The 24033-nt window shown below is 58.1% G+C and carries 19 protein-coding genes and 2 pseudogenes; 5 read left to right on the forward strand and 16 right to left on the reverse strand.

Annotation, left to right across the window (positions count from 1 at the left end):
• Nucleotides 1–27: 27 nt before the first annotated feature.
• The 3 genes from ACSQ2Z_RS23175 to ACSQ2Z_RS23185 all read right to left on the reverse strand — a co-directional run bounded on the left by ACSQ2Z_RS23175 (nucleotide 28) and on the right by ACSQ2Z_RS23185 (nucleotide 3319).
• Complete coding sequence (locus tag ACSQ2Z_RS23175) at nucleotides 28–1482, reverse strand: S8 family serine peptidase (protein WP_436083578.1); 1455 nt, start codon at nucleotides 1480–1482, stop codon at nucleotides 28–30.
• Complete coding sequence (locus ACSQ2Z_RS23180; RefSeq protein WP_436083579.1) at nucleotides 1479–2894, reverse strand: hypothetical protein; 1416 nt, start codon at nucleotides 2892–2894, stop codon at nucleotides 1479–1481. Before ACSQ2Z_RS23180 ends, ACSQ2Z_RS23175 begins: the two co-directional genes overlap by 4 nt.
• 158 nt (nucleotides 2895–3052) lie before the next feature.
• A complete protein-coding gene (locus ACSQ2Z_RS23185) occupies nucleotides 3053–3319 on the reverse strand; it encodes a hypothetical protein (protein WP_436083580.1) in 267 nt (88 codons plus the stop codon).
• Between the two features lie 350 nt (nucleotides 3320–3669).
• Here ACSQ2Z_RS23185 and ACSQ2Z_RS23190 point away from each other — a divergent pair, with 350 nt between their 5' ends.
• The 3 genes from ACSQ2Z_RS23190 to ACSQ2Z_RS23200 all read left to right on the forward strand — a co-directional run bounded on the left by ACSQ2Z_RS23190 (nucleotide 3670) and on the right by ACSQ2Z_RS23200 (nucleotide 6655).
• The gene (locus ACSQ2Z_RS23190; RefSeq protein ID WP_436083581.1) at nucleotides 3670–4458 is read left to right on the forward strand and encodes an EAL domain-containing protein; all 789 of its coding nucleotides are present in this window, start codon (nucleotides 3670–3672) and stop codon (nucleotides 4456–4458) included.
• Nucleotides 4446–4868 carry a helix-turn-helix domain-containing protein gene (locus ACSQ2Z_RS23195; RefSeq protein WP_436083582.1) on the forward strand — a complete coding sequence of 141 codons (423 nt, stop codon included), beginning with the start codon at nucleotides 4446–4448 and terminating at the stop codon, nucleotides 4866–4868. The genes ACSQ2Z_RS23190 and ACSQ2Z_RS23195 overlap by 13 nt, the downstream gene beginning before the upstream one ends.
• A 197-nt stretch (nucleotides 4869–5065) precedes the next feature.
• Nucleotides 5066–6655, forward strand: a complete 1590-nt coding sequence (locus ACSQ2Z_RS23200; protein ID WP_436083583.1) for an ABC transporter substrate-binding protein — start codon at nucleotides 5066–5068, stop codon at nucleotides 6653–6655.
• A gap of 401 nt (nucleotides 6656–7056) precedes the next feature.
• Here the strand turns inward: ACSQ2Z_RS23200 and ACSQ2Z_RS23205 are convergent, their stop codons facing one another.
• From ACSQ2Z_RS23205 to ACSQ2Z_RS23215, 3 genes are read right to left on the reverse strand one after another with little or no spacing between them, the layout of a single operon-like run.
• Entirely contained in the window at nucleotides 7057–8799 is a 1743-nt protein-coding gene (locus tag ACSQ2Z_RS23205) for a TRAP transporter large permease (RefSeq protein WP_436083584.1), read from the reverse strand.
• The gene (locus ACSQ2Z_RS23210) at nucleotides 8796–9512 is read right to left on the reverse strand and encodes a TRAP transporter small permease subunit (protein ID WP_436083585.1); all 717 of its coding nucleotides are present in this window, start codon (nucleotides 9510–9512) and stop codon (nucleotides 8796–8798) included. Before ACSQ2Z_RS23210 ends, ACSQ2Z_RS23205 begins: the two co-directional genes overlap by 4 nt.
• Entirely contained in the window at nucleotides 9512–10654 is a 1143-nt protein-coding gene (locus tag ACSQ2Z_RS23215; protein WP_436083586.1) for a TRAP transporter substrate-binding protein, read from the reverse strand. Before ACSQ2Z_RS23215 ends, ACSQ2Z_RS23210 begins: the two co-directional genes overlap by 1 nt.
• A gap of 476 nt (nucleotides 10655–11130) precedes the next feature.
• On the opposite strand from ACSQ2Z_RS23215, the gene ACSQ2Z_RS23220 reads away from it, so the two are divergent.
• Nucleotides 11131–11337, forward strand: a complete 207-nt coding sequence (locus ACSQ2Z_RS23220; RefSeq protein WP_027511051.1) for a cold-shock protein — start codon at nucleotides 11131–11133, stop codon at nucleotides 11335–11337.
• Nucleotides 11338–11536: 199 nt separating this feature from the next.
• Here ACSQ2Z_RS23220 and ACSQ2Z_RS23225 read toward each other — a convergent pair.
• From ACSQ2Z_RS23225 to ACSQ2Z_RS23255, 7 genes and pseudogenes are all read right to left on the reverse strand, one after another.
• Nucleotides 11537–11856 (reverse strand): annotated as a pseudogene (locus ACSQ2Z_RS23225) (integrase); the annotation flags it as partial.
• 45 nt (nucleotides 11857–11901) lie between these two features.
• A complete protein-coding gene (locus ACSQ2Z_RS23230; RefSeq protein ID WP_436083587.1) occupies nucleotides 11902–12333 on the reverse strand; it encodes a CHRD domain-containing protein in 432 nt (143 codons plus the stop codon).
• A 675-nt stretch (nucleotides 12334–13008) separates the two neighbouring features.
• Nucleotides 13009–13968 (reverse strand): BA14K family protein, encoded by a 960-nt coding sequence (locus tag ACSQ2Z_RS23235; RefSeq protein WP_436083588.1) that lies wholly within the window; start codon nucleotides 13966–13968, stop codon nucleotides 13009–13011.
• Between the two features lie 260 nt (nucleotides 13969–14228).
• On the reverse strand, nucleotides 14229–15005 hold the full coding sequence (locus ACSQ2Z_RS23240; RefSeq protein ID WP_436083589.1) for an ABC transporter permease: 777 nt from the start codon (nucleotides 15003–15005) through the stop codon (nucleotides 14229–14231).
• The gene (locus ACSQ2Z_RS23245) at nucleotides 14989–15819 is read right to left on the reverse strand and encodes an ABC transporter ATP-binding protein (RefSeq protein WP_436083590.1); all 831 of its coding nucleotides are present in this window, start codon (nucleotides 15817–15819) and stop codon (nucleotides 14989–14991) included. The genes ACSQ2Z_RS23240 and ACSQ2Z_RS23245 overlap by 17 nt, the downstream gene beginning before the upstream one ends.
• Before the next feature lie 15 nt (nucleotides 15820–15834).
• Nucleotides 15835–16836 carry an ABC transporter substrate-binding protein gene (locus ACSQ2Z_RS23250; RefSeq protein WP_436083591.1) on the reverse strand — a complete coding sequence of 334 codons (1002 nt, stop codon included), beginning with the start codon at nucleotides 16834–16836 and terminating at the stop codon, nucleotides 15835–15837.
• A gap of 47 nt (nucleotides 16837–16883) precedes the next feature.
• A complete protein-coding gene (locus tag ACSQ2Z_RS23255; RefSeq protein ID WP_436083592.1) occupies nucleotides 16884–17966 on the reverse strand; it encodes a 4-oxalomesaconate tautomerase in 1083 nt (360 codons plus the stop codon).
• Nucleotides 17967–18075: 109 nt separating this feature from the next.
• Here ACSQ2Z_RS23255 and ACSQ2Z_RS23260 point away from each other — a divergent pair, with 109 nt between their 5' ends.
• On the forward strand, nucleotides 18076–18978 hold the full coding sequence (locus tag ACSQ2Z_RS23260; RefSeq protein WP_436083593.1) for a LysR family transcriptional regulator: 903 nt from the start codon (nucleotides 18076–18078) through the stop codon (nucleotides 18976–18978).
• 767 nt (nucleotides 18979–19745) lie between these two features.
• Here ACSQ2Z_RS23260 and ACSQ2Z_RS23265 read toward each other — a convergent pair.
• The 3 genes and pseudogenes from ACSQ2Z_RS23265 to ACSQ2Z_RS23275 form a co-directional block, all read right to left on the reverse strand.
• Entirely contained in the window at nucleotides 19746–20870 is a 1125-nt protein-coding gene (locus tag ACSQ2Z_RS23265) for an acyltransferase family protein (protein ID WP_436083594.1), read from the reverse strand.
• Between the two features lie 456 nt (nucleotides 20871–21326).
• Nucleotides 21327–21991, reverse strand: a pseudogene (locus ACSQ2Z_RS23270) (ISNCY family transposase); the annotation flags it as partial.
• A 294-nt stretch (nucleotides 21992–22285) separates the two neighbouring features.
• Entirely contained in the window at nucleotides 22286–23713 is a 1428-nt protein-coding gene (locus ACSQ2Z_RS23275; RefSeq protein ID WP_436083595.1) for an ISNCY family transposase, read from the reverse strand.
• Nucleotides 23714–24033 lie beyond the last annotated feature (320 nt).

Consider the following 24033-nt stretch of genomic DNA (forward strand, 5'->3'; position numbering starts at 1 on the left):
TCCAACCTTCGTTTGTACGGAGAAAAATCAAAGCACTGCACCAAGCTCCCGCAGCGTCTTATCCGCATCGACCAATCCGTATCCCGTTGCCAGGTTCGGTACAGGCAGTCCGGCCGGGTTACCTTCGGCCGAAACGCCACACAGAACAGGTCTTGTGCATCGGGCGAGAAGTTCCTTCGCCGTTTTCTGATCCAGGCTGGGTTGAACTTGTTTCAGCATCGAAATGACTCCGGAAACCTGCGCAGATCCCGAGGAAGTCCCGCTGATGACGACCCAGCCGTCATCAGGCCGTTCCGTGCCGTCGCCATGGGCATAGGGTTTTTCGGCGAAGGCGATGTCGATTTCCGATCCAGGCATTGTCGGCATCATGAGATAGACGCCTTCCGGCTTCATACCGACGAGCCCGCAAAAATCAGGCACGATGCGCCCGGGGAAGAGGTGGCTCTCGTAGCCGCTGGCGTAGCTGGCGGCCTCCAGTGATCCGTCGCGATGAACGAATGCGCCACCCACCGCGATGGTTTGGTGCATCTGCTGAGGAAACAGCTTCTTTTCATTCCCCCCGGCGAACACGACGATTATCCCATGATGAACGGCGTAGAGCACGGTAAGGGCCACGAGTTTCTGCGCCGCGTTCAGGGGACTATGAGCTGCGGGCATACCCCAGGTATTTTGGATAATGGCAGGGGCTCGATCGATCGCCATTTTGAATGCGGTGAAGGCGTCCTCGCCGGCCTGCTTTATCATGGTGACCTTGGCGTTCGGCGCCAAGGACATCAGACTTGCACATACCATTGTCCCGTGGCCGACTTCGTCCAATTCCGGCGCTGTCGCGCCGGGCGCGAGAACGACATTCACGTGTAGGCCGCGGTCTTGAAACCAGGGATGATTCCACCAGCCGCTGTCGACGACGACAACGTCGATATCTTGCCCGCAGATGTTTTTGGCGTGTGCTTCATTCGCGCGTAGATTGGTGACGAGGTCCCTCGGGGCGTCCAGATGATAGTAATCGACCTCGGGTTTTGGCAGGTACCGGACATGATTTTTGTCGCTGTCGGGGGAGCCGATATCGGAGGACGCGCTATAGCTGGCGACGGGGATCAGGACGACGCCTTCGATCTCTTGCCAGCGGTTGCCGGCGGGCACGTGCAAGGAGGGGTCCTCGTTGGCGAATGCGAGTCGTGCGCGGTTATGCGGCGCATCCGCGAATCGGCACCCGAAAGCCTGCACGAACTGCCGCGGCGTCCCCTCGATCGTGATCGAAAATGGACCGGCGTGATGTATGTTGAAACCATTCGCTTCCAGGAGTCGGCTCACCCGGCCAATTCGATCGGGAGCCGCTGGTTCCGGAAGCTTCCGTAATTCGCCAACATCCATCGCCAAGAGTGAACGCTCGGGGGGTGAGACAATAACTTCCGCCGTCATGCGAAAACCCGCATTGTTTGACCCGGGCGGTCCGTTTCCGGAGGTGCGTTCGTCGCTCATATCTTTATCACGATCGGCTCGTTGAGTTGTTCGGGTCCGCAAAAGCGGATATCGAAAACGACTTCGCCCGCATCCATTGCTGTGCTCAACACCGTGTCAGGAACAGCACGCATGGCGGCGATAATGTCACTGCGGAGTTGATCGCAGCGCTTCCGATGGAGATGCGGTGCGTAGCGAAGTTCCAGCGAAAGCTTGACGGCCACAACGTTGCCGCGCTCTTCGGTTCGCACGGACATGATGGGAAGCGATCCGACCGTGCGATCCTTGGCGACCCTGACATTGGCGAACCAGTCATAGACCCGGATATCGGGGATGGTGGCGAGCGTGTTATTAAGAGGTGCCGAAAACAACAGCCATTCCCGCTTGCCGTCCTTCATGCGGGACAAGGCGTTCTTGATGCGCCCCAGGAAGTCAAAAACGACGCGGCCGTTCGCTGAGGGGATGCGTCGCACCAGATCGCCGTTCTGATAGCGGATCAATGGTTGCATTTGCACGAACGGATAAAGATTGGTCAACACCAATGCGCCGACCCCCGCTTGGAGCGGCCCTCCGTTGTCGACATCGACAACCTCGCCAATCAGGTGGGGATCCAGAACAAATCGGCTGGTGGGTTCGATGCAGGTGGCGCCGCCAATGGTTTCGGTCATCGAAAAACGGATGTTGATGGGGCATTTCCACGCGTCGCGCAGGAACTCGAACATCTGCACGGACAGGAACCCACCGGTCAGGTTGATGCATTCCATGCGATAGGCGCTCAGGTCCACGCCCTGCTCCAACAGGTAGCTGGTGAAAAATAGAATATGGTGCCCAAGTCCACCTAAGATGCGAATGCGGCTGTCATAGCCCTTGAAATGATAGGTCGTATCCAGAACGCGATGCGCGTCCTGGATCAGCGTGTCGTCGGTGACGCCGCTGACGAAACTCATGCCGATGCTTGGCATCGGCACTGCGACTCCATGATAAAAATTGGGAAAAGACAGGCTGAGCGGTTTAGGCCCTCCCGACTTCAGGAGTGAGCGGAACATGTGGGAGAAATAGTCATTGATGAAACGCACTTCTTCGAATGACTTATGAACGTCCAGTGGTTGGCCCGTTGTGCCCGACGTATGGCAGGTTGAACGCAATTGAACGTCGTCGGCTATGAACTCTTCGAAATTTTCGGAAATCGCCTTCCGGGACAGGATTGGCCAGGCCGACAGGTCGGGCGCGGCGTCGACTTCGCTCGCCGGAAGCGATGCGTAGGCCGGATTTTTGCCGTAAAATTTCGTGTGCTTATGGGCGTGACCAACGGTCCATTTCAGCAGGAATTTCTGCAAGGCGAAAAGTATCAGGCGGTGGGCGTCGTGAAACCCTTCGGATGTGCGAAACAGATCCATCAGGGCCGCAGGATCGATTTCCGCAACCGCGTTCAATCGTCCGGTCAGTTCTTCGGCGAAGGTGCGAATGTCGGTGTGATCACGCGGTTCGATTTCGAGAGAATTGAGCATGCTCCACCCATCAAGCGCGATGCACCCGGCTTCGCACCTTGCCAAAATTGCTTGATCTGAAGTTCCACTTGAAGCCGGACCTATCAGTAGGGCCGGCGGATCCCAGCCAATGCAGCCTCCCCAGCTGCTTCGTGGGCCGCTTCCATGGCAGCTTCCGCCGCAGCTTCTTGATTGGCTTCGCTTGAGGTTTCGCTGTTCGCTTCGCCAGCGACTTCCAAATTGGCTTCCGATTGCGCCTCGCTGGAGACTTCCGACGCTAGTTCCAGCGCGAATTTCTTCAGGTCCGCGTCGGGGATCTTAAGCCCGAGATCACTAATGTACTTTTCTACACCTTCTGCGATGTCCCTCATGACACCCTCCCGTTTGCTGATGGAAAAAATAACATCATGATGAGTTGTGGGCCTCTCATGCTGCCTCGCAGAGTATGCAGTGGTTTCGACTCGAATGCAACCTATCATTTAGTAAATTTTATATCACTACCATACCGCGATCATTGAGGCATGAAGCGACGTGACCGGTCGTCAGGCGTCCCTCCATCAGGAACCTGCCCCGTCGGCTACCAATAATTGTGCACTTGATGCGAGCTAAATTGCACTGATTGCAAAACAGTCTCTGTTGCGACAGGCCTGCCATTGCGCCATCGTGACAATCTCATTCACGGCGTAATTGGAATGATATCTCATATTGGACAGTTCAAAACATGAAGGTTGAGAAATTCAACAACGCAATCGGCATCGTCGAGCAAGCAATGCAGAACGGCCGGATCGGATTTGCCCTGCAACAGGTAAACGCGGTAGATGACTCCAGAACTGTACTTTATTCTGAATGCTTGGGAAGGCTTATCGAGCCTGACGGAACAATAAGAACGGCGGGAGAATTTACGGCAGTCCTCGACGCCGCCAGACGTTCTGCCGGCTTTGACAGACATATGCTAAGTCTCGCTTTTGAGTGGCTGTCTTGCCACCCATCAGGTATGTTGGGTTGCAATATCTCGGCCGAGAACATCTCTCCGCAAAATTGGACAGCTCTTTATGAGCTTCTTTTCCGACATCGTTTACTAGCGTCACGTCTCGTTTTAGAGATAACCGAAAGTGTGCCGATCACACCGCTCTTCGCCGCTGCAGAGTTGCTTCAGATCATTCGGGGATTGGGATACAAGATCGCGGTGGATGATTTTGGAACAGGTTATTCAACCACCGAATTATTGTTTTCCATTCCCGTCGATATCGTGAAGATCGACGCATTTTTCGTCCGGCACCGGCGTGATGATTCGGAGCGTTTCCTCAGACATATGGTGGGTTTGGCATCCTGCGCCGCATCGACCGTCATTGTGGAAGGCATTGAAACATATGCTCAGTTCGAGGCAGCCAAAGCGGCTGGCGCCACGCATGTTCAGGGATTTCTCCTGTCGGAACCAACGCTGGCCCCCGTCTATTGCAGTCCATCAACGCCTCTTCGAAATGCAGGCATTCCCAAATGGGTCATGTAGCAGATCTCGGGAGGCGGCCAGAGGCTGACACAGCCCCGTTGCTTGCGGTTCAGTTCCTGGAGGTTCCGGGGAAAGCGGAGCGGCTGGCTGTCATACCGGAGAGCGTGTACCGTGTGCTGGAGGAAATCGTAAGATCGCGACAGCTGGAAAGGCAAGCCAAATCGGCTGCTGACCTGCCAAGTGACGTACAGCGGGAATTGCAGCTTGGCATGGCTCCGGTTCGTGTGATCAGAAAATGGCGGAATCTATCAGGGGCGAAACTGGCCCGGATGGTTGGCATTACTCCGAGCATGCTCAGTCAGCTCGAATTACATGGCAAGGCCGGCTCCATCGAGACGTATGCGAAACTCTCAAACATTCTCAACGTTCCGATTGACCTGCTACTCGCGCAAAAGGACTCTCAAAGATAGCTGACCAGCCGCAAGTTCGGTGTCGAAGTACGGGCGCCTGGCGGCGAGGCAGGCTCAAGCTTGAGGTTGCCGTAAACGATGGAGCATTTCAGCGAATTCGCCCGTGGCAAGGCCACCGAGGCTGTCAAACAACACGATGGGCGAAGACGGCGAAATTCGACGTACCTCACAGATCCCGCAAACACGAATTGGCAAAAATGAAGAAACTCGCTCTGGCTATCGCACTTGTTTCGGCCGGCTTTGGCACAGTCGCCCAGGCTAAAACCCTTGTCTATTGTTCGGAAGGCTCTCCGGAGGGTTTCGATCCGGGTCTGTACGGCACCGGGACGACCTTCGATGCCTCGTCGCGTACCGTCTACAATCAGTTGGTGGAATTTAAACCCGGCTCCACTCAGATCGAGGCGGCTCTCGCTGAAAGCTGGAGCATCTCGCCCGACGGAACCGAATATACATTCAGGTTGCGTCCGGGCGTGAAGTTCCAGAAAACCGCGTTTTTTACTCCGCGTCGCGATCTCAATGCGGATGACGTCATCTTTTCCTTCGAACGGCAGTTCAAGTCGGATGACGCGTGGAACAAGTATGTCCCGGGGACTTCGTGGGAATATTTTGCCGATATGGGATTTCCTGAATTGATCGCGTCGATCGAAAAAGTCGATGACCTTACAGTCAAGTTCGTCCTGAACCATCCCGAGGCGCCGTTTTTGACGGATCTTGCCATGGACTTTGCCTCGATCCTGTCAAAGGAATATGCCGACAAGCTGCAGACAGACGGCAAGATGGAACAGATGAACCAGCAGCCGCTTGGCACGGGTCCGTTCAGCTTCGTTACCTATCAGCCCGATGCGTCAATCCGCTACAGGGCACACCCGGACTATTGGGCAGGCAAGCGGCCGATCGATGATCTCGTCTTCGCGATTACGCCGGACGCGGCTGTGCGCGCGCAGAAGCTGAAGGCCGGCGAATGCCACATCATGGCTTTCCCCAATGCGGCCGACGTTGCCGGCTTGAAGAACGACCCAGAGTTGACTGTTTTGGAGAAGGAAGGCTTGAATGTGGCCTTTCTCGCCTACAACACCACACAGCCACCGTTCGATAAGGTCGAGGTGCGCAAGGCCCTCAACATGGCTGTCAACAAGCAGGCAATCATTGATGCCGTGTTCCAAGGAACGGCGACGGTCGCAACGAACCCCATCCCGCCAACCATGTGGTCCTACAATGACGCGGTGGAAGACGACAAATACGACCCGGTGAAAGCCAAAGCGATGCTCGAGCAGGCCGGCATCTCCGGGTTGAAAATGAAGATCTGGGCAATGCCCATAGCTCGCGCCTACATGCTGAATGCCCGCCGTGCGGCCGAATTGATCCAAGCTGATTTTGCCAATGTCGGCGTGGAAGTCGAGATTGTCTCACACGAATGGGCTGAATATCTAAGACTTTCGAAGGAAAAGAATCGTGACGGTGCGATCATCCTGGGGTGGACCGGCGACAACGGCGATCCCGATAACTTTCTGGGCACGCTACTTAGCTGCGGCGCTGTCGGTGGCAACAACCGCGCGCAATGGTGCAATCAGGAGTTCGACACGTTGGTGACGAAGGCCAAGCATACTACCGACATTGCCGAGCGAACGAGACTGTACGAGGAGGCGCAGATGGTGTTCAAGCGCGAGGCGCCGTGGAACACACTCGACCACTCACTCGTCGTGATGCCGATGTCGAAAAGTGTTTCCGGTTACCGGATGAGTCCCTTCGGGCGTCATTCTTTTACCGGAGTAGACATCGCCGAGTAGCGAAGCGCCGCCGCCGCTGCCCCATCACCAGCCAGAGCAAGCTCGAAACCATGAATGCCAAGTTACAGCTCCTGGCAAAGAGTCTTGAGTCACAAAGGCATCCATAGACGTCGACGACATTGGCGGCATCTTTGGATACGTTTGTTCCTGATTTGCTGCGGCATATTTTATTCGCTTCGATGAGTTTGCACGCCAGAAAATGCTCCACTCGAACTTTCGTCCCGCGTTCCAGGTTCAACCTTTGAGCAGATGGTCGAAACTTTCGCCGAGACCTTCGGTCCCTTCGATGCGTGCCTATTGGCCGGGGTGCGAACATTCGACTGGAAGGCCGATTTCTGGCAATGACACCCGGTGACGACCGAGCTGATGCCGCCGGACATTCCCAGACGATTTCAAAACGCTTAGCCGTAGAGATAGTTCGGAAGCCAGAGAGCCATGCCCGGCCAGATATACATGATGACCATGCAGAGGATGACGATCAGCATGTAGGGCATCATGCCGGCGAAGATCTGATTGAGGGTGACGTGCGGTGGCGAGACGCCCTTGAGATAATAAGCCGACATCGCTACTGGCGGCGACAGGAACGCCGCCTGCAGATTGACGAAGACGAGGACGCCCCAGAGGACCGGATCGATGTCGAAGTGCCTCAGCATCGGCAGGAAGATCGGCACGAAGATGATGATGATCTCCGTCCATTCGAGCGGCCAGCCCAGAATGAAGATGATCGCCTGCGACAAGATCATGAACTGCACCGGCGTCAGGTCGAGCGCCAGCACCCATTGCTCGATCAGCGCCTGGCCGCCGAGGATGGCGAAGACGGCCGAGAAGAGCGCCGATCCGACGAAGAGCCAGCACACCATCGCCGTCGTCTTCGCGGTGAGGAACACCGCTTCCTTGGCGCGCTTCCAGTTGAGCGTCCGGGCCTGGAATGCCAGCAGGAAGGCCCCGGCAGCGCCGACGGCAGCGGACTCGGTCGCTGTGGTGATCCCGAACAGGATAACGGCGAGCACGACGACAGTGAGAATCCCGAGCGGCATGACGGAGGAGACCAGAAGCTTCACGACCTGCAGGCGATCGGCGGTCATGTTGCGGTAGTAACGGACGAGCACGACCGCGGCGATGGCTGCGATAACGCCGAACATCACGTAAAAACTCGTTGCCGGCCCATCGACCGCCGCCGGCCCCGCATCGACCGCCGGCGCGCCGAGCTGCTCAAGCCCTTCCGGCGCTTCGACCTCGGCCGAAGCTTGCGGATGGATGGCGACATACCACCACAAGAGCGCGAACGTGAACACGGTCAGCGAGATGGGCACCAGCGCAGCGCAGGCATTCTTGATCAGCTTCCAATAAGTGAGTCGCCCCTCCTCGGTTTCAATCGCCATCGCCTGCGACGGCGAGAAGAGCGCGCAAAGCAGCCCGGTCAGCATGTTGCGCGAATAGAGGCCCTCAAAGTTCCTCATCCAGGCGGGCACCGGAACTCTTGTCTGTTCCTCAGGCAAGGCGGGCGCAATCTTCGGATTGATTGTTGCCCAGCCGAGAATATAGGCGAGATAGAGAAGCGCGAGGAAAAAGCCGGGGAACATCGCGGCCGCGTAGAGTTTGACGACCGACTGCCCCGCAACCGCCGCGAAGACGATGATCATCACCGATGGCGGGATCAGAATGCCCAGTGTGCCGCCGGCGGTGATGACGCCCGACGCGAGCTTCACGTCGTAGCCGGCGCGCAGCATCGGGTTCATCGCGATGACGCCCATCAGCACCACCACGGCGCCGACGAGGCCGCTGGCAATGCCCCAGAAGGTACAAACGATGAGCGTCGCAACGGCAAGCGACGCGGGCACCCGCCGGAAAGAAAGCTGGATGCTGTAGAACATCTTGTCGACCAGCGCGCCCCGCTCCATCACGTAGCCCATCAGGACGAAGAGTGGGATGGAGATCAGCACGTCGTTGGTCATTGCGCCATAGGTGCGCTGAACCATTAGGTCGAAGACGCGATTGTCGATCCAGTGCTCAGCCGGATTGTAGAAAGCATAAAAGCCGAAGAGCATGCCGAGCCCCATCAGCGTGAAGGCTGTCGGGAATCCCATCATGATGACGATCACGATGAGGATAAGCATCGTCAGTCCGAGGAACGGATCGCTCACGTCTCGATGTCTCCCCCCAGGCCCCGTTGCCGCGCCGCCTTGTCGATGTCCTGGGCGCGCTCGATCGCGGCCTCGCGCGTCTCCGCGTCTATGTGCTCGCTATGGGCAAGCTGCTCGGTGACGACGTCCATCTCCTCGACATCCTTGATGCGGCTCGGCCATTCTCCGGTCCTGAGACAGAGGACGCAGCGCATGATCTCGGCCAGTCCCTGAAGCATCACGAGGGCACCTGCTATCGGAATGACGGTCTTGAAGTAGTAGATCGGCGGTCCCTCCGCCGTCACGGTCGAATGCTCGCCGATCCGCCACGAAAGTGCCGCGTAGTCGTAGCCGGCATAAACGAGGGCGGCGACGCCGGGCAGGAAGAAGAGGATGTAGAGGAACAGATCGAGCCCGGCCTGTATCCGCGGCCTGAGCGAGCTGTAGAGAAAGTCACCCCGCACATGGGCGTTCTGCGCCAGCCCGTAGGCTCCGGCGAGCATGAACAGCGTACCGTAGAACATGTTGCTGGCGTCGAAGATCCACGCCGTTGGCATGTTCATGATGTAGCGCTTGAAGACTTCGACGCAGACAAGCGTCATCAGCCCGATGATGAGCCACGCCGCGGCTTTGCCGACCCACACGCTGATCGCATCGATCCTGAGCAGAAAATGCTGAACGTCCACGGGTACCCCCTGATAACCATCACCGGGTCGATTGCCCGGTGATGACATCAGAATTCCTTCGCCACCCCGTCCTGTCCGAAGTAGTGATCGAAGGCCATTCGACGGTTGACGACGGTGTCCTGTTCCCATCGCGTCGCCCGCTCTGCAAAGGCAAGCTGGGACTCGAGGATCTCCTTGAACAATGGGTTTTCCGCCGCCTTCTTCTTCACGACTTCGTCGTAAACCTCCAATTGCTTCTTGAGGATCGCTTCAGGCGTCTTGTAGAATTTGACCTTGTCGGTCGTCTGCATCTCCACATAGTCTTTCGAATAGCGGTCGATCGCCTTCCAGGCCATGTCCTGCGAAGCAGCCTCGACGGCGTTGGAGATGATTGCCTTCATTTGTTCAGGCAGCGCGTCGTATTTCGTCTTGTTGAACATGACCTCGAACTGCTCCGCATTCTGGTGATAGCTCTGCAGCATGCAGATCTTCGAGACGTCCGGGAAGCCAAGCACCCGGTCGGACGAGGCGTTGTTGAATTCGGCCGCGTCCAGAAGGCCACGATCCAATGCCCCGACGATCTCGCCGCCCGGCAGCGCGTTGACCGCGGCCCCGAGACCCGTGAAGACGTCGATCGAGATACCGACAGTGCGGAATTTCAGTCCCTGGAGATCCTCGACCTTGGCCACGGGCTTCTTGAACCAGCCGAGCGGCTGTGTCGGCATCGGCCCATAAGGGAACGAAACGACATTTGCGCCAATGGATTCATAGAGTTTGGCGAGAAGCTCCTTGCCACCGCCATATTTGTGCCACGCCAGCAGCATGTTGGCGTCCATTGCAAAGCCAGGCCCGGAACCCCAGAGCGCCAGTGCCGTCTGTTTCCCGTAGTGGTAGACGAGCACGCCGTGGCCGCCGTCGAGCGTTCCTTGCGACACTGCGTCGAGCAGGCCGAAGGCAGGCACGACAGCGCCCGCCGGCAATACCTCGATTTTCAGGTCGCCGCCGGTCATGTCGTTGACCTTCTTGGCAAAATCGAGCGCGAATTCGTGAAAGATATCCTTGGAGGGCCAAGTGCTCTGCCAGCGCATGTTGACCGGCCCCTGCGCCTTGACGACACTCGGCGCGGCAATCATCGCCGCGCCCGCCATGGCTGCGCCGCTCAGGAATCCGCGACGCGACGTCCTCCCTCCAATCTGGGTCCTTCCTTTCATCTCGTCCTCCCGAAAACACCGGTTTCCCGCCCATAACCAAGCGGGACGAAGAGCCGGGTGACGTCAGCCGCGTCCCGCTCGTGATCTAGGGTGTTAACCCTGAACAATACTCCTCAATGAAGCCCCAAGCAAAGATTGCATGTATGTGGTGCTTACTGTGAGCATGCGCTCGAAAAGTCTGCCGCGGCTGCGCGCACGGTAGATTTTGCAGGTCGAAAGAGCGAAAACTCAGCGATCTTATCCGCAAGACCAACCAGGTCGAGGTTCGCCAGGCCGAGGGCGGTCCCATCAGTATCAGGCAGAAACAAGGAGGCAAAAAGTAGCGCCCACCGCCGCGGCGATTTGTGAGCGCGGGAGACGCCATGACAGGTCGTATGGCTTCCCCCTGTGGCCAGAAGCGTCTATCAGTATGAGCGTAAAGAAAAGCGTCAGCTGAGCCACAGGTTCGGCAAGACAGATGATCAAAGGAAGACGTTATGGCGACCGGTACGGTAAAGTGGTTCAACGCAACGAAGGGCTTCGGTTTCATCCAGCCGGACGACGGCAGCGCCGATGTCTTCGTCCACATTTCCGCGGTGGAGCGGGCTGGAATGCGCGGACTCAACGATGGCCAGAAAATTACCTATGAGCTGGTGAAGGATCGCAAGTCCGGCAAGATGTCGGCGGACAACCTACAGGCCTGAGCCTGACTGCAATGCGATCGTCGAAAGGCCGGGTTTGCCCGGCCTTTTTCCGTTGTCGCTGATGCAGCGCGCCGAAGACTGGGGCAGGGCAGAGCTTGCCGCCGATCGTGGCGCTCAAACCGAGACAAATGGGGCAGAGGAAGAACCATTCGACAGGTTAGCCGATACGCCCTTCGGCGGACTCGGCGCCGAGTCGCACTCAGACGATCAGCCGCGTCGCGCGCCAGTTCTTGCGTTCAGCACGTCACGGACCTGTGCAGCAACTGCTGCATGGCTTCCGGCAAAGGAATGCCACGGTTGGCGGCCTCGGTCAGATAGCCGGAGCGCAAGCGAATATTTTTCCGCGTCGAGCCCGGCCTGCTTGCAGCGCGCTTTGACAATCAAGTTGACCGACTGCGGCATCAGCGCCCGCCGATCGAGATTGCCCCATTGATCGATGCGCCGGAACACCGGCCCGCTATCGATGCCGGCTTCTGTCAGCCAGCGCTTCAGCACGCAATAGGAAGTGATGAAGCGACCGCCGCCATTCTTCAACGGCGATCGCAGGTGCGTGGCGTTAAAGTTCTATTGAACCTTCATCACCTGGCCGCGGATTTCCCCGTCGGGGTTGGCGGCAGTGTGCAGGTTCAGGTACCAGCGTCCTTCGCTAAGATCGGTGGCTTGGGCGTCGTCGAGCGTGGCGGAACCCTTCGCCAGCGCCGACATGTCGATCGGCACGACAGGCGGCGCGTTCACCCCGACCGCGGCCGGGCCGTGGAAATGGGCCGCCGTCACGTCGCCGCTCAGTCCGGTGTACTCGATCGTCCAGGAAAGATTTTTCGTTGCGGAATCGTAGGTGATGTCGGCCGTGCCGGTAGCGCTGGTCTGGACCGGGGGCACCTCCGTGCTTCCCTTGAGGTCAGCCTTGAACTTCATCTCCTCGGCAAAACCGGTTGCTCCCACAGCGAGAAACCCCACAAGTGCGATGGCACCGACTTTCAAAGCGCTCAATTGCATGGTTCATTCCTCCCGTTCATTTTGCTGCTGGTCCATTTGCTGAATTGTGCTCCGCCAGCAGAAGCTAGGGCATGTAGATAAGGCGCGTATTGCTGGCGACCAGTAGCCGCCAACGCGCGGGTGCTGCGATCTCGCTGCCGGTCCGGATTCTCCATTACCGGGCCTACGACAACACCTATCAGCCGAACTACTGTCCACGGCGCCGATCATCGAACGGCCCGGCCAGAGGCAATCTCGTTGTATCCGAAGCCGACTTGTGCTTGCCGATAACCCGGATAAGGCGGCGGCTATCGTATGATCCGGGAGGCGTACGAGCCACGTGCAGGGCGTCGCATTTCCTCCGCGGGCGTCCTCATAACTGATGATAAGTGATGATAGTGATGATAGTGATGATAGTGATGATATTGCATATATATTCCGCAACGCTAAAATAAAACGCCGATCAGAACCGCAAACCTTCGATCGATCGGGTGGAGGTTTCGTCGATCCCCTCACGAAGCCTCAACGTGTCGCTGCCATCAATTGGTGGAATAAGGGACCAGGGACCTGGGCGGTCAGTCTCGCACGCCGCTCGGGCCCACGATTGCCTTTGGCTGCTCAGCGGACCTACCCGATCGGGTTGCTCAAGTTTCTCCCTGTGACAAGGCTGTTTGACGAACAGCGCGCCAAAGAGCCTCAAAGGGCAGAGACTGACATTCGAAACGATCTCTGCTGCGTGCCATCTGTCGCGCCCCGGCGCTCGGTCATCTGGGTCGAGTGGACCCGTTCGGCGCAAGCGTCCGCTCTCACTTTACAGTCGCGCAACTCCGTCATTAAACGCCACAATGCCTCGTCGATCGCGCGGTGGGCATCGGCGAGAACCCGGCCCGTTTTTCCGCTGTGGCGCAAACAGCTGTAGTTGACCGCAGTCTTGATGGCGATGTCGGCAAGCCGACGACAAGCGGGCGTGGCTTCTACGCATAGCAACGCGGTTCGGACGTTGACGGCAAACGCGAGTTCGAACTCGATTGAAACGAATTCGCGGTCGAGCGAGGTTGGCTGAAGGCGCTCCAGAAAGGCACACCATCGCGGCTCGGTGTTCGTCTCCATCACTCGCCTCCGGTCATCGTCGCGCCCGATCGAATCGAGCTCCTTTGGGCGCATACTGGCCTGGATCCAATCCGCTCGCTTCAGCCTTTGGTCCGAATGGCAGGGTGACTTAAGTCCTAGTTCGAGAAATATCTCCGTTGAGGAGCGATAGGCATTGTCGCGGGCGTCATAGGAACGGTACCGAGCCGCGCACCATTGCTCGTGCATATCGTTTCCATAAGCGGTCGTTTCTTCGCCAACTCGCGCTCCGATGCCCGCCCCGGTGACCAGCGTGTGATCGACCGCGGCCGTCTCGAAGCTGTCCCCGACCGCATCTATTGCCTGCGGGTCCCGGCCATCGCCTGATGGCGCCGCGGCGGTTTGCCGGACATCTTGAGGGCGCGGGTTCCGCGGAGGCAGACACTCGAATTGCTGTGCGCCGCGATCTACCTTCACCGGATGGGTGGTCCAGAGGGACGGGACGTCGATATTGGCGAAGTCGTGCGGCTTCGGCTCCGGCAGCAAAGAAGAAATCGCACCGAGGCTCGCGACAAAGAGCGTGAGCAACGATTTTCAGAAACGAAAACCTGTCTCATGGTCATTCCAACTCACGCCGGGCCCTCTGGCGCGTTCAGAGCCCGCCGCCATTGGGTCTGGCCGGCAGTGGACAAGTTGGATTTTTCGGAATCGTCATGGGACATTTCTCTCTCCTAACTTGGATGCAGCTACAGGGAAATCGCGCCGCGTTCGAACTCAAGGCCGAAAAAGAATGGGGTGCCGATGGCGGCACCCCAATTCCAACTCTCATGAAAACTGGATCCGGTTAGCTACGCCGCTCTTTCTTCCGCGGCGTTCGGTCTCCACTTGATGAGCCGGCCTTCCAGTACATCGAGAATTCGGTCGATGATGAGCACGAAGATTGCCAGGATGATGATGCCGGCAAACACGCCGACCGCGTCGAAGTTGCCTTCCGCCTGCGCGATCAGATAACCGAGCCCTGCGGAGGAGCCGAGATATTCGCCGATGATGGCGCCGACCACCGCGAAGCCGACAGACGTGCGAAGGGAGGACAGGATCCAGCTTGCCGCTGCGGGGAAATAGACGTGCCGCAACAGATCGGAACGTCTGGCCCCGAGGATCCTTGCATTTGCGAGAACCACCGGGTTGACTTCGCGGACGCCCTGCATGGCGTTGAAGAAGGTGATGAAGAAAACAAGCGTTACGGCAAGCGCCACCTTCGACCAAAGGCCGAGTCCAAGCCAAAGCACGAAAATCGGTGCAAGCACGACGCGCGGAATAGCGTTCAGGCCCTTGATGAAGGGGTCCAGAATCCGCGCCGCGCTGCGGCTGAGACCAAGCCATACGCCTGCCGCGACGCCCAATCCGGTACCAATGACATAGCCCAGCACAGTCTCCGTCAGTGTGATTGACACATGACGATAGAAGCTGGGGTCAACGATCCAGCTGACGATCTGGTTGAAGATGTCGAGCGGGGCTGGAAAGAAGAAGACATCGATGAAGCCGGCGGTCACGCCAAGCTGCCAGCCGCCGAGGATAAAAGCCAGCATACCGAGCTGGATGATGCGTTCAGTCACGACGTTCATAGCTTTTCTCCACTTCGCCGCGCAGGGAAGCCCAGATATTGCGATACAGATCCATAAAGCGTGGATCGAGTTTGATCTCAGCCACATCCCGTGGCCGCTCGAGATCGACCGGGAAACTCTCGATAACCCGCGAGCGGGGGCCGGCGGCCAGAATGGCAACGCGGTCTCCAAGGGCTATGGCCTCTTCGAGGTCGTGCGTGATCATGACGACGGCGCGACGTTCTTCCTGCCACAGACGCAGCAATTCATTCTGCATGAGGTGCCGCGTGTGGATGTCGAGCGCGGAGAAGGGCTCATCCATGAGGATGACCTTCGGACCGGCAATGAGCGCTTGCGCCATCTGGACACGCTTGCGCTGGCCGCCGGACAGTTGGTGCGGATAGCGGTGTTCGAAGCCCTTCAGCCCGACCTTTGCAAGCCAGCTCATCGAACGCTCGCGGCGCTCGGTGGCTGCAACACCCCTGAACATCAGGCCGAGTTCGACATTCTCAATGGATGTCTTCCACGGGAGCAGCGCGTCCTGCTGGAAGAGATAGCCGATGTCGTTTTGGACGCCCTTTACCGGCGTACCGTCGATCGACACCGTTCCGCTCGCGGGTTTCAGAAGACCTGCGATCGCGTTCAAGATGGTACTCTTGCCGCAACCGGTTGGGCCGACGATGGCGAGAAACTCGCCATCGGCAACCGTCAGGTTGACGTCCTGCACCGCGACGTAGGCACCAAACGACATTGTCACGGCGTCGATCGATACCATCGACTTTGCGTTTGCCTGTCCCGTCGGGATAGACATGGGTGTTACGACAGCCAAAGACATGGCCTCCTCCTCGGATCAGTTGGTGGTCTTATCCGTCACCTTGTCCACGAAAGCGTTCGTGTAGGTTTTTGAAAGATCGATTGTTGCGGCAGCAACCTTTTCGTTGAAGCTCTTGAGAACGGCCAACGGCGTCTGCGTGTCGGCCTCGCTGAATTTGCCGTCTACCGAGAAGATCGGTTTGGCATTCTGGACGGCCTTCACATAGGTGCCCCGGTCGCCGGAAATGAATTCTTTCGGCAGTTTGTCGACGATCTCTTCAGCGCTATGTGTGTTCATCCATGCCAGTGCCTTGACGGTCGCGTTCGTGACCTTCTGGATCGTTTCCGGGTTCTCATCGATATAGGCCTGTGTCGCATAGAGGACGGAGGTCGGGTAGATTCCACCGTAGATCTCCTTGGCACCCTCGTCACTGCGGGCGTCGATCAAAATCTTGCCGACACCCTTGGCTTCGATAAAGGTTGCTGCCGGATCGTAGTTGACCAATAGATCAACTTTCCCCTGCTCGAGCGCCGCGACTGCGGCCGCGCCTGAGCCAACGCCGATCAACGAGATGTCGTCGGCCGAAAGATTGTTGCGCTGCAGATAGTAGCGGACGAAGAAGTCCGAGGATGAACCAGGGGCAGTGATGCCGATCTTCGCGCCCTTGATCGTTTCCGGTTTGGTCGGATCGAAGGTTGCGTTTTTCCCGCCGGCCAGAACCAGGCCAGAATTGCGCGCAAGCTGTACGAAGCCGACGACCGCCTTGTTCTGCGACTGCATCTGGATCGTATGGTCGTAGAAGCCGACAGCGATATCCGTGGAGCCGGCAACAAGCGCCTGCAGCGTCTTGGAGCCGCCAGAGGCGAAGTTTTCGACGGTCACCTCAAGACCTTCCTTCTCGTAGAGACCTAGGCCAGTTGCGACCGGGAAGGGCAGGTTGTTGAGATTGTAGGACCCGACGCTGATGCGGACGGGCTCCGCAAAAGCCGAACCGGCGAAGGCGACCGTTGCGGCAAGGGCGAGCAAAAGTTTACGCATGTGTATTCCTCCCTGATGCGTGGCGCCCTCCCGGCGACCACTTTCGATTATGCCGCGCAAACCATTTGCGCGATAGGTTTTGCAAAGACCTGGCCCTCGAAGAGGCGCCGGGCCGTCCGCAGGATTCCTGCAACTGTCTTGCCGTCGCGGGCATCCAGTTTCACTTCCAGGCGACCGCTTGGATGTTCCAGAACGAGAACGACCGGCGGCTTGCGGTCGCCGATCAACCGCGAGGCGACGGTTCCGTCGCTGATGCAGGCTGTCGCAATCCCAACTGCGCCGGTCGTTGCGAGAGACGGGTGGCACTGGTGCGGCATGAAATAGCGCACGCCGAGATCGCCGCCCTTATTGGGCCTCGCGATCAGAACCGGTTTTGGCGCGACCTGGTTGCTGACATCGCCCATGCCCATGCGCCGGCCGGCCTCGAGCCTGAGAGTTTCGATGCGCTGCAGCAATGCGCCATTGCCATTGAGCTCGGCGGTTGATTCATTGCCAGTCACGCCGAGCGCGGCGGCCTCGAGCAACATCATAGGCATCGCGCAATCGATGCAAGTGACGTCGATGCCATCGATCATGTCGCTCGGGTTGCCGGTGGGAAAAAGCTTGCCTGTGCGCGCCCCGGCAGCATCCATGAAGGTCAGCGCGATCGGTGCGGCATTGCCGGGCACGCCATCGATCGAAGCATCGCCCATATAGACGACCCGACCATCGGGGGTCGGAACCTCGGCTTCGATCAGTTTGCCGGTATTGACGTTGTGTATACGCACGCGGGTTACGCCGGTCGTCGGTTTGACCAGTCCAGCCTCGATGGCAAACGGCCCTACGGCTGCCAGCATGTTTCCGCAGTTGGGTGAGGTGTCGACGAATTGCTGATCGATGCGGACTTGGGCGAACAGATAATCCACATCGGCATCCGGTATGGTTGCTGGACCAATGATGGCGACCTTGCTGGTGACCGGGTTGCCACCGCCGATTCCATCGATCTGCAACGGGTGACCGGATCCCATGACCGAAAGCAGGATCTGATCACGTTGACGCGAATCCGACGGAAGGTCGGATGCGAGAAAGAACGGCCCCTTGGACGTGCCGCCTCGCATCAGAACACAGGGAATGGAAATCAGGTCGTTCATGGTTGTGCTCGCTTACTGATGTGATTTAAAGATCAATCAGCTTCTTTGTTGCAGTAAGCGGCAAAATGATTGATATGTGAAATGCGAATATCAGAGGGAATGATGCATTATGGGCATTAATTGCGAGATATTGGATTTGCGCGCGTTTTTAGCGGTCGTCGAACTGGAAAACTTCCATCGTTCTGCCGAAGCGCTCAATCTGTCCCAACCGGCACTCAGCCGGCGAATTCAGAAGCTCGAGCTGGCAATCGGGGCGCCCTTGCTCGAGCGCACGACGCGGCATGTCTCGACAACCGCCCTTGGGGCGGAGCTGATCCCCCTGGTACGGCGCATGCTAGAGGAATTCGACACGTCACTGTTTGCGGTGCGCGATGTCGGGTCCCAGCGCAGCGGTCTGGTGACGATCGCTTGTCTGCCGACGGCCGCTTTCTATTTCCTGCCGACCGTCATCAAGCAGTTCAGCGCCGAGTACCCCAATATTCGTTTTCGCATCCTCGACCTTCCGGCCACCGATGGCCTGCAGGCTGTCGCCCGCGGGGAAGTCGAGTTTGGCATCAATATCATGGGCTTCTCGGACCCCGACCTGGTGTTCGACCGGCTGATTGAGGATCCCTTCGTTCTCGCGGCACGCAAGGATCATCCGCTGGCGGCGAAGAGCGAACTCGAATGGGGTGATCTGGCGCCCTATCAACTGATCACCGTTCACCGGTCCAGCGGCAATCGCACGCTTCTCGATGCAGCATTGGCGAAGTCGAACCTGAAACTGCGCTGGTCCTACGAAGTCACGCATCTCTCGACGTCGCTCGGTCTCGTCGAGGCCGGACTCGGAATCTCCGTTCTGCCAAAACTCGCGACACCCCAGGAAGAGCACCCGTTCCTCGTCACGAGACCTATTCGCAATCCTCAAATCTCGCGAACGATCGGCATTGTACGCCGTCGCGGTGGGACGCTTTCGCCTGCAGCCGAGCGCTTCATGACCATGTTGATTGGGACGTGGGCCGAAGGAAACTGAGCAACTAAGAAAGTTAAGATGCCGGTGGCTTCCAACCGCCGCCCGCACTGTTTGCCGTGGCCCGGAGGGTTCGATGTGGCGACAGGACAACGCCTGCGGCATTGTTACGTCTGGACATAAGGCGGGCCGCGTCACCGGCTGTTGCATGAGGGCCTGCTTGAGCTCTTTGCACGCGGAAAACAGATGCTCAACATTGGCAAACGGATCGCTCGGAATTCTCTCTGTCGATACATATCTCGTGCTTTGGCGCCGGCGGCATTGCTGTCAATGTTGAAGCGCTTCGCGGGTGATAGGCAAGGCAACTTTGCCATCATGACTCTCTCCTGAGCGCCATTCTCTTGGGTGCAGCGGGCGGTGCAGTCGACTTCGGTCATGGCCTTAGCGTAAAAAGCGATCTACAGGGTGAACTTGATGCATCGTGCTGGCGGCTGCCCACGAGCCCGAAAGCGACAAGATCGCCCAGGCAGAAAAGCTGTTCACGGAACTAACATCTCCCCTGGCCGGGTGCACACCAAGCGCTCGCTTCACGATCGACGCAAAGGGCGCCCTGACCGCACTCCTTCGGCCTCGGTGAACACCAGTCTTTTGAACTCGGAAGGAGCGGGGGCCGCTACCGGTTTGCGACTTACCCATTGACAGAATGGGTCGGTTAGCGCGCCAATGCCCCAAGGCGTCGTTCCAGGGAGCGAGGAATTCCTTGCCCTAATGGCGTCTAAGCATTTGCTCGAGCAGAGCATAACTGCCAAGAAGCGTCGACTGGGATTGGCTTAACCTCGCGTGCGAAAAACCGGCAGCACGCCACTCGCCCCGAAAGGCCAGCCTGACCGAAAGGGGTTCTCGATGAACCGAAAGGTCAGATATGAGAAAGCCAGCACGACGGCCACCGCGACGAGTGTCACCAAGGTTCCGAGGCCCTGATCGACTGCCAGCATCGTGTCACCGTTCGCAGCCACTTGAGTCGGCATCTTCATACCGAAGCGCAGAACCTGGGTGACCCCCCAACCGATAATCGAATGGGTCAGGTAGACGCTGTAGCTGACGGTCCCCAACCAGACGAAGAATGGCCACTCGAGAAAGCGGCGCAGAGCCGTATCCTCATGCAGGTTGGCGACGGCCACCACTGCCAAGGCGAAAAGAGGTGGCAGAAGAATCTCCGCACGTGTTCCGCCGAGACCCCAAACCGCCACAACGACGAGCGCCAGAACGCCTGCCGCTATCGGCGCCGGCGTTTTTCGGGGGAACCGGTCTTGACGCGAAGCGGCCCATGCGCCCAGAAAAAAGGAGTAAATGCAGCGGATGATCGCAAAAATTGGATCTGTTTGCAATTGCCCGCCCTCAAGCGCCAGCAAGATGATCGCCGCCAGGCCAGCCAGTACAAGGCACCACCACATGCGTAGCCGCAAGAGACCCATCGTCAGCGCGAACACCAGGTAGGTCCAAAACTCGACAGAGATGGACCAGCTCGGGATATTGAACGCAGGCTGGTTCAGAACCACGCCCTGCAACAGAAAAACACTGGCAAAAAAAGCGCTTGCGTTGGACACAACAAAGGCAGGGTTATTGGAAACGATACCGGTCTTCTGTTCAAAGACGTATTTGAGACACTCTATGCCAAAGAAAACCAGGAGCGTGAACAGATGAAGCGGATAGAGGCGCCAGAACCGCCGGCGCTGGAAGCTAGCGAAATCCAAGGGGCTCGACAATCTGTTCGCGTAATTAAGAGCGATGACGAAGCCGCTGAGCACGAAGAAGAAGTCAACCATCAGGTAGCTGTGCCGGATGAAGGCGTTTTCGCTCAGCAGGCTGCCATAACGGAAATGATGGAGAGCGACGGCAAGGGCTGCGAAACCCCGCAAAGATTCGAGCGCCAGAAGTTTGGGTTTCTTCGCCATTGAGGAGGATGCTCCATCTTGACAGCTATCGCCGCCATTTCATCACGCTGCGTCCGACGTTCGGATTTTCTGCTTCGACGGAGGCAGCCCCCGCAAGGACAGTTCATGCAAGCAGTTTCGCCCGGGAAGACTTAAAATCCGGTGTATGGGTGTCCGGCAACGGTTACGCCATGGTGGCTATCGACTAGCCATAAGCTCGGTTCCGATAGCTACGCAGCGCTGCTGCAAGGAATGACGGCTGCCAGCCCAGACACCTCCACACCGGTCTCCTGACAATCCAATTTGGTACGCGCATTAGTTGCGAATACGGGCTTCAACTCACAGGGGATCAAATGGCAAAAAGCTGGAACGGACCTTTCCAGGCGGCGGACTATGGGAATGCGTTGGATCTGTCGATGGATTTTTATTGCGCGCGGTATTCCGGTGATTTGCCGTCCAATTTTCCAGTCGGATGACGTGGACGCAAAGAATCTCGATGTTTAACACTGAAAGCGCCCGGCCGAACTGGGTCAGGCCCAACAGGAGCGCCGTGATCCTTCAAATAAAACTCCAGCGCCTCGAAGTAGCTGAACGCACTTTCCGAGCGCACGAAGCGCGACTGCATCAACTTTCCGGTGGCATCATCGATAAAGACCAGCAGCGAGCAGGCCGGCCCACGATCCTCAAACCAGCGATGCTCGGAGCCGTCAATTGCACGAGCTCGCCGTAGGCTTCTCGCCGCAGCCGCGGCTGATGGAAGCTGCGCCGCTGCTTGCGTGACAGCCACAGGCCGGCCTCAGCCATCCATTTGCGCAAGGTCTCGCGCGAAACCGTCAGCCCATGCTCTTCGGCGAGCTTCTCGGCCGCCAAGGTCGGACCGAAATCGGCATAGCGCTCGCGCACGATCGCCACGGCATAATCACGCACACCGTCGCAACCCGATTGTTCGACGGCCGGCCGCGCGCCTTGTGCCGGATCGCCGCCGCGCCGTGCTGCTCGAACACGTCCAGCAGCCGACGCACCTGACGCGTGCTCACCGCCAGAACACGCGCCGCCGACACGATCGTCATCCGGCCGTCGACGACCTTCGACAAAACCTCGATCCGCTGCAGATCACGCTCGCTCATCGCAATCAATCCCATCCGCAATCTCCCACGTCATCAAAACCCGGGCAGAGTGACATTCTTACTTTGCAGAAACAGGACACTTCAACTTTGCGGCTACACAATTTGTGGCAGCTATTTAAAGATGAGACAAAGTAATCAATGTAGAAACGCGACATTCATCCTATTCGTTATTACCGATTTTGCAAGATTCTATATTTGTAGATACACAGAACTGAGCCGCCGCCCGGGTGGAGCTGGTCGGGGTTGCGTAGCCCGGGCGGTGGCGGGTGGCTCCAGCTGAAAAAGTAAACTTTAGCTTTGACACCCCGATCACTCCGCCGCTTTCAACTGCGCAAGGGCACGCTCGCGCCGGGCGATGACGGCGGGATCATTGGTAAAATCCGTCTTCCTGCCAGGCTTGGTGCCGCGCTTTTGGTAGCCATTGCTTTGGCTGCCGTCGGGAATGCCGAACATATGGTCCGTCTGGCCGGTGCGGCGCGGTCCGCTTTTGCTGCGTTGTTGTTGGCGCCCGGCCTGCAGCTCAGCGACGATCGAGAGCATGTCATCCAGCCGTTTGTTCTCGACCACCTCGGAGCGATGCACGGACCGTAAGGTGTCGAACGTTCTGTAGGGCAGGGAGGCTTCCCCGTCCGTGATCTCTAGGCGTCCGTCGGGATAGTCGCAAACGACGACCTTCTTGCCCGCCAGCGCCGTTGCGCGCTCTGTCGGATCGAGAATGAACATCACCTTGTCATAGCGCAGCGTCAAGGAATTCGACAGCTTACGAACCTCCTTGCGGCACATGGCGCCATCGAGGTTCTCGTGATCCGCCAGCGGCCGATGCATGTCCTTGGGATTGCGTGGTGGCTTGCCGAAACGAAAGTTGAAATCCGCCATGAACTCCGGCGCATAGGCGTTGGCCGCCGCGATCGTATCGATACCGCGCAGCCGCAGTTCCTTCACCAGCCGATCCTGCAGCGTCTGATTGGCCCTTTCTACGCGGCCTTTGGCCTGCGGGGTATTGGCGCAGATGATGTCGATGTTGAGCTCATACAGTGCCCGACCGAACTGCGTCAGGCCGCTCGTCCGGTCTTTCTCCGACGCGTGAGTCGAGCGAAAGACGCCATGCTTGTCGCTGTAGAACGCGATCGGCTTGCCCCATTGCTGCAAGTAAGCCTTCGTCGCGTGCAGATAGTCGAAGGTGTTCTCCGAGCCGGCAAAGCGCAGCTGCAACAGCTTGCCGGTGGCATCGTCGATATAGACGAGCAGGGCGCATTTGGGACCGCGGTTCTCGAACCACCAATGATGCGATCCATCGATCTGGACCAGTTCGCCGAAACAATCGCGCCGGCCGCGCGGCTGGAAAACCCGCTTCTTGCGTTCGCGTCGCGCCACCCAGATGCCGGCTTCCATCATCCACTGACGCAGCGTCTCCTTGCTGACGGCAATCCGGTGGCGTTCGATCAGCTTCTCGGCGGCCAGGGTCGGTCCGAAATCCACGTAATGCTCACGCACCAAGTCGAGCACCAGGTTGCGGAAGTCCTCGCTGTGACGCCGGTTGCTCGTACGGCCGCGCTTCTTCGAGACGAGACCATCGGCGCCGGCCAGGTCATAGGCTTGCAACAGCCGGTGGACCTGACTGCGGCTGAGACCGAGCAACGCAGCTGCCTCGACGACAGTCAGGCTCCGCCCGCGAACCTGCTGGATCAGTTCAAGACGATGCAATTCTTTCTGCGACATAGTGATCAAACAAGACATGACGACTCCGAACGCTCATGGTCTCAACCACGCTTCACGTCGCCAGTCTTCCTTCCAAACCTTGACATTTGACCAGTATCCCAAGAGGCGACGACTGTCGCATCTCTAACTGGCCCATATGTCGCATCTCTAAACTGCCGCTACATAATTTTGTCGCATAACATAGGTTATGGAACTGGAAGGCGGTTTCCCATGTGTTGCTTTTCGCATTCAAACCGCCGTTTACGCCGCTGTGGATTACTTCGGTAAGAAGCGGTTTCGGCTGTTGCTTTTTTCATGGAACATGGAAGGTTCGCTTCGTCTCTGAGTGCGGATCATCA

The sequence above is a fragment of the Pararhizobium sp. LjRoot235 genome, from assembly GCF_964254145.1.
Lineage (GTDB): Bacteria > Pseudomonadota > Alphaproteobacteria > Rhizobiales > Rhizobiaceae > Pararhizobium.

Coding starts and splice junctions, on each gene's coding strand:
- ACSQ2Z_RS23195 (WP_436083582.1), top strand. CDS start 4,446: ATGGGTCATGTAGCAGATCTCGGGAGGCGGCCAGAGGCTGACACAGCC.
- ACSQ2Z_RS23230 (WP_436083587.1), bottom strand. CDS start 12,333: ATGCAATTGAGCGCTTTGAAAGTCGGTGCCATCGCACTTGTGGGGTTT.
- ACSQ2Z_RS23185 (WP_436083580.1), bottom strand. CDS start 3,319: ATGAGGGACATCGCAGAAGGTGTAGAAAAGTACATTAGTGATCTCGGG.
- ACSQ2Z_RS23245 (WP_436083590.1), bottom strand. CDS start 15,819: ATGTCTTTGGCTGTCGTAACACCCATGTCTATCCCGACGGGACAGGCA.
- ACSQ2Z_RS23220 (WP_027511051.1), top strand. CDS start 11,131: ATGGCGACCGGTACGGTAAAGTGGTTCAACGCAACGAAGGGCTTCGGT.
- ACSQ2Z_RS23210 (WP_436083585.1), bottom strand. CDS start 9,512: ATGTCATCACCGGGCAATCGACCCGGTGATGGTTATCAGGGGGTACCC.
- ACSQ2Z_RS23260 (WP_436083593.1), top strand. CDS start 18,076: ATGGGCATTAATTGCGAGATATTGGATTTGCGCGCGTTTTTAGCGGTC.
- ACSQ2Z_RS23215 (WP_436083586.1), bottom strand. CDS start 10,654: ATGAAAGGAAGGACCCAGATTGGAGGGAGGACGTCGCGTCGCGGATTC.
- ACSQ2Z_RS23255 (WP_436083592.1), bottom strand. CDS start 17,966: ATGAACGACCTGATTTCCATTCCCTGTGTTCTGATGCGAGGCGGCACG.
- ACSQ2Z_RS23275 (WP_436083595.1), bottom strand. CDS start 23,713: ATGTCTTGTTTGATCACTATGTCGCAGAAAGAATTGCATCGTCTTGAA.
- ACSQ2Z_RS23190 (WP_436083581.1), top strand. CDS start 3,670: ATGAAGGTTGAGAAATTCAACAACGCAATCGGCATCGTCGAGCAAGCA.
- ACSQ2Z_RS23200 (WP_436083583.1), top strand. CDS start 5,066: ATGAAGAAACTCGCTCTGGCTATCGCACTTGTTTCGGCCGGCTTTGGC.
- ACSQ2Z_RS23265 (WP_436083594.1), bottom strand. CDS start 20,870: ATGGCGAAGAAACCCAAACTTCTGGCGCTCGAATCTTTGCGGGGTTTC.
- ACSQ2Z_RS23240 (WP_436083589.1), bottom strand. CDS start 15,005: ATGAACGTCGTGACTGAACGCATCATCCAGCTCGGTATGCTGGCTTTT.
- ACSQ2Z_RS23175 (WP_436083578.1), bottom strand. CDS start 1,482: ATGAGCGACGAACGCACCTCCGGAAACGGACCGCCCGGGTCAAACAAT.
- ACSQ2Z_RS23250 (WP_436083591.1), bottom strand. CDS start 16,836: ATGCGTAAACTTTTGCTCGCCCTTGCCGCAACGGTCGCCTTCGCCGGT.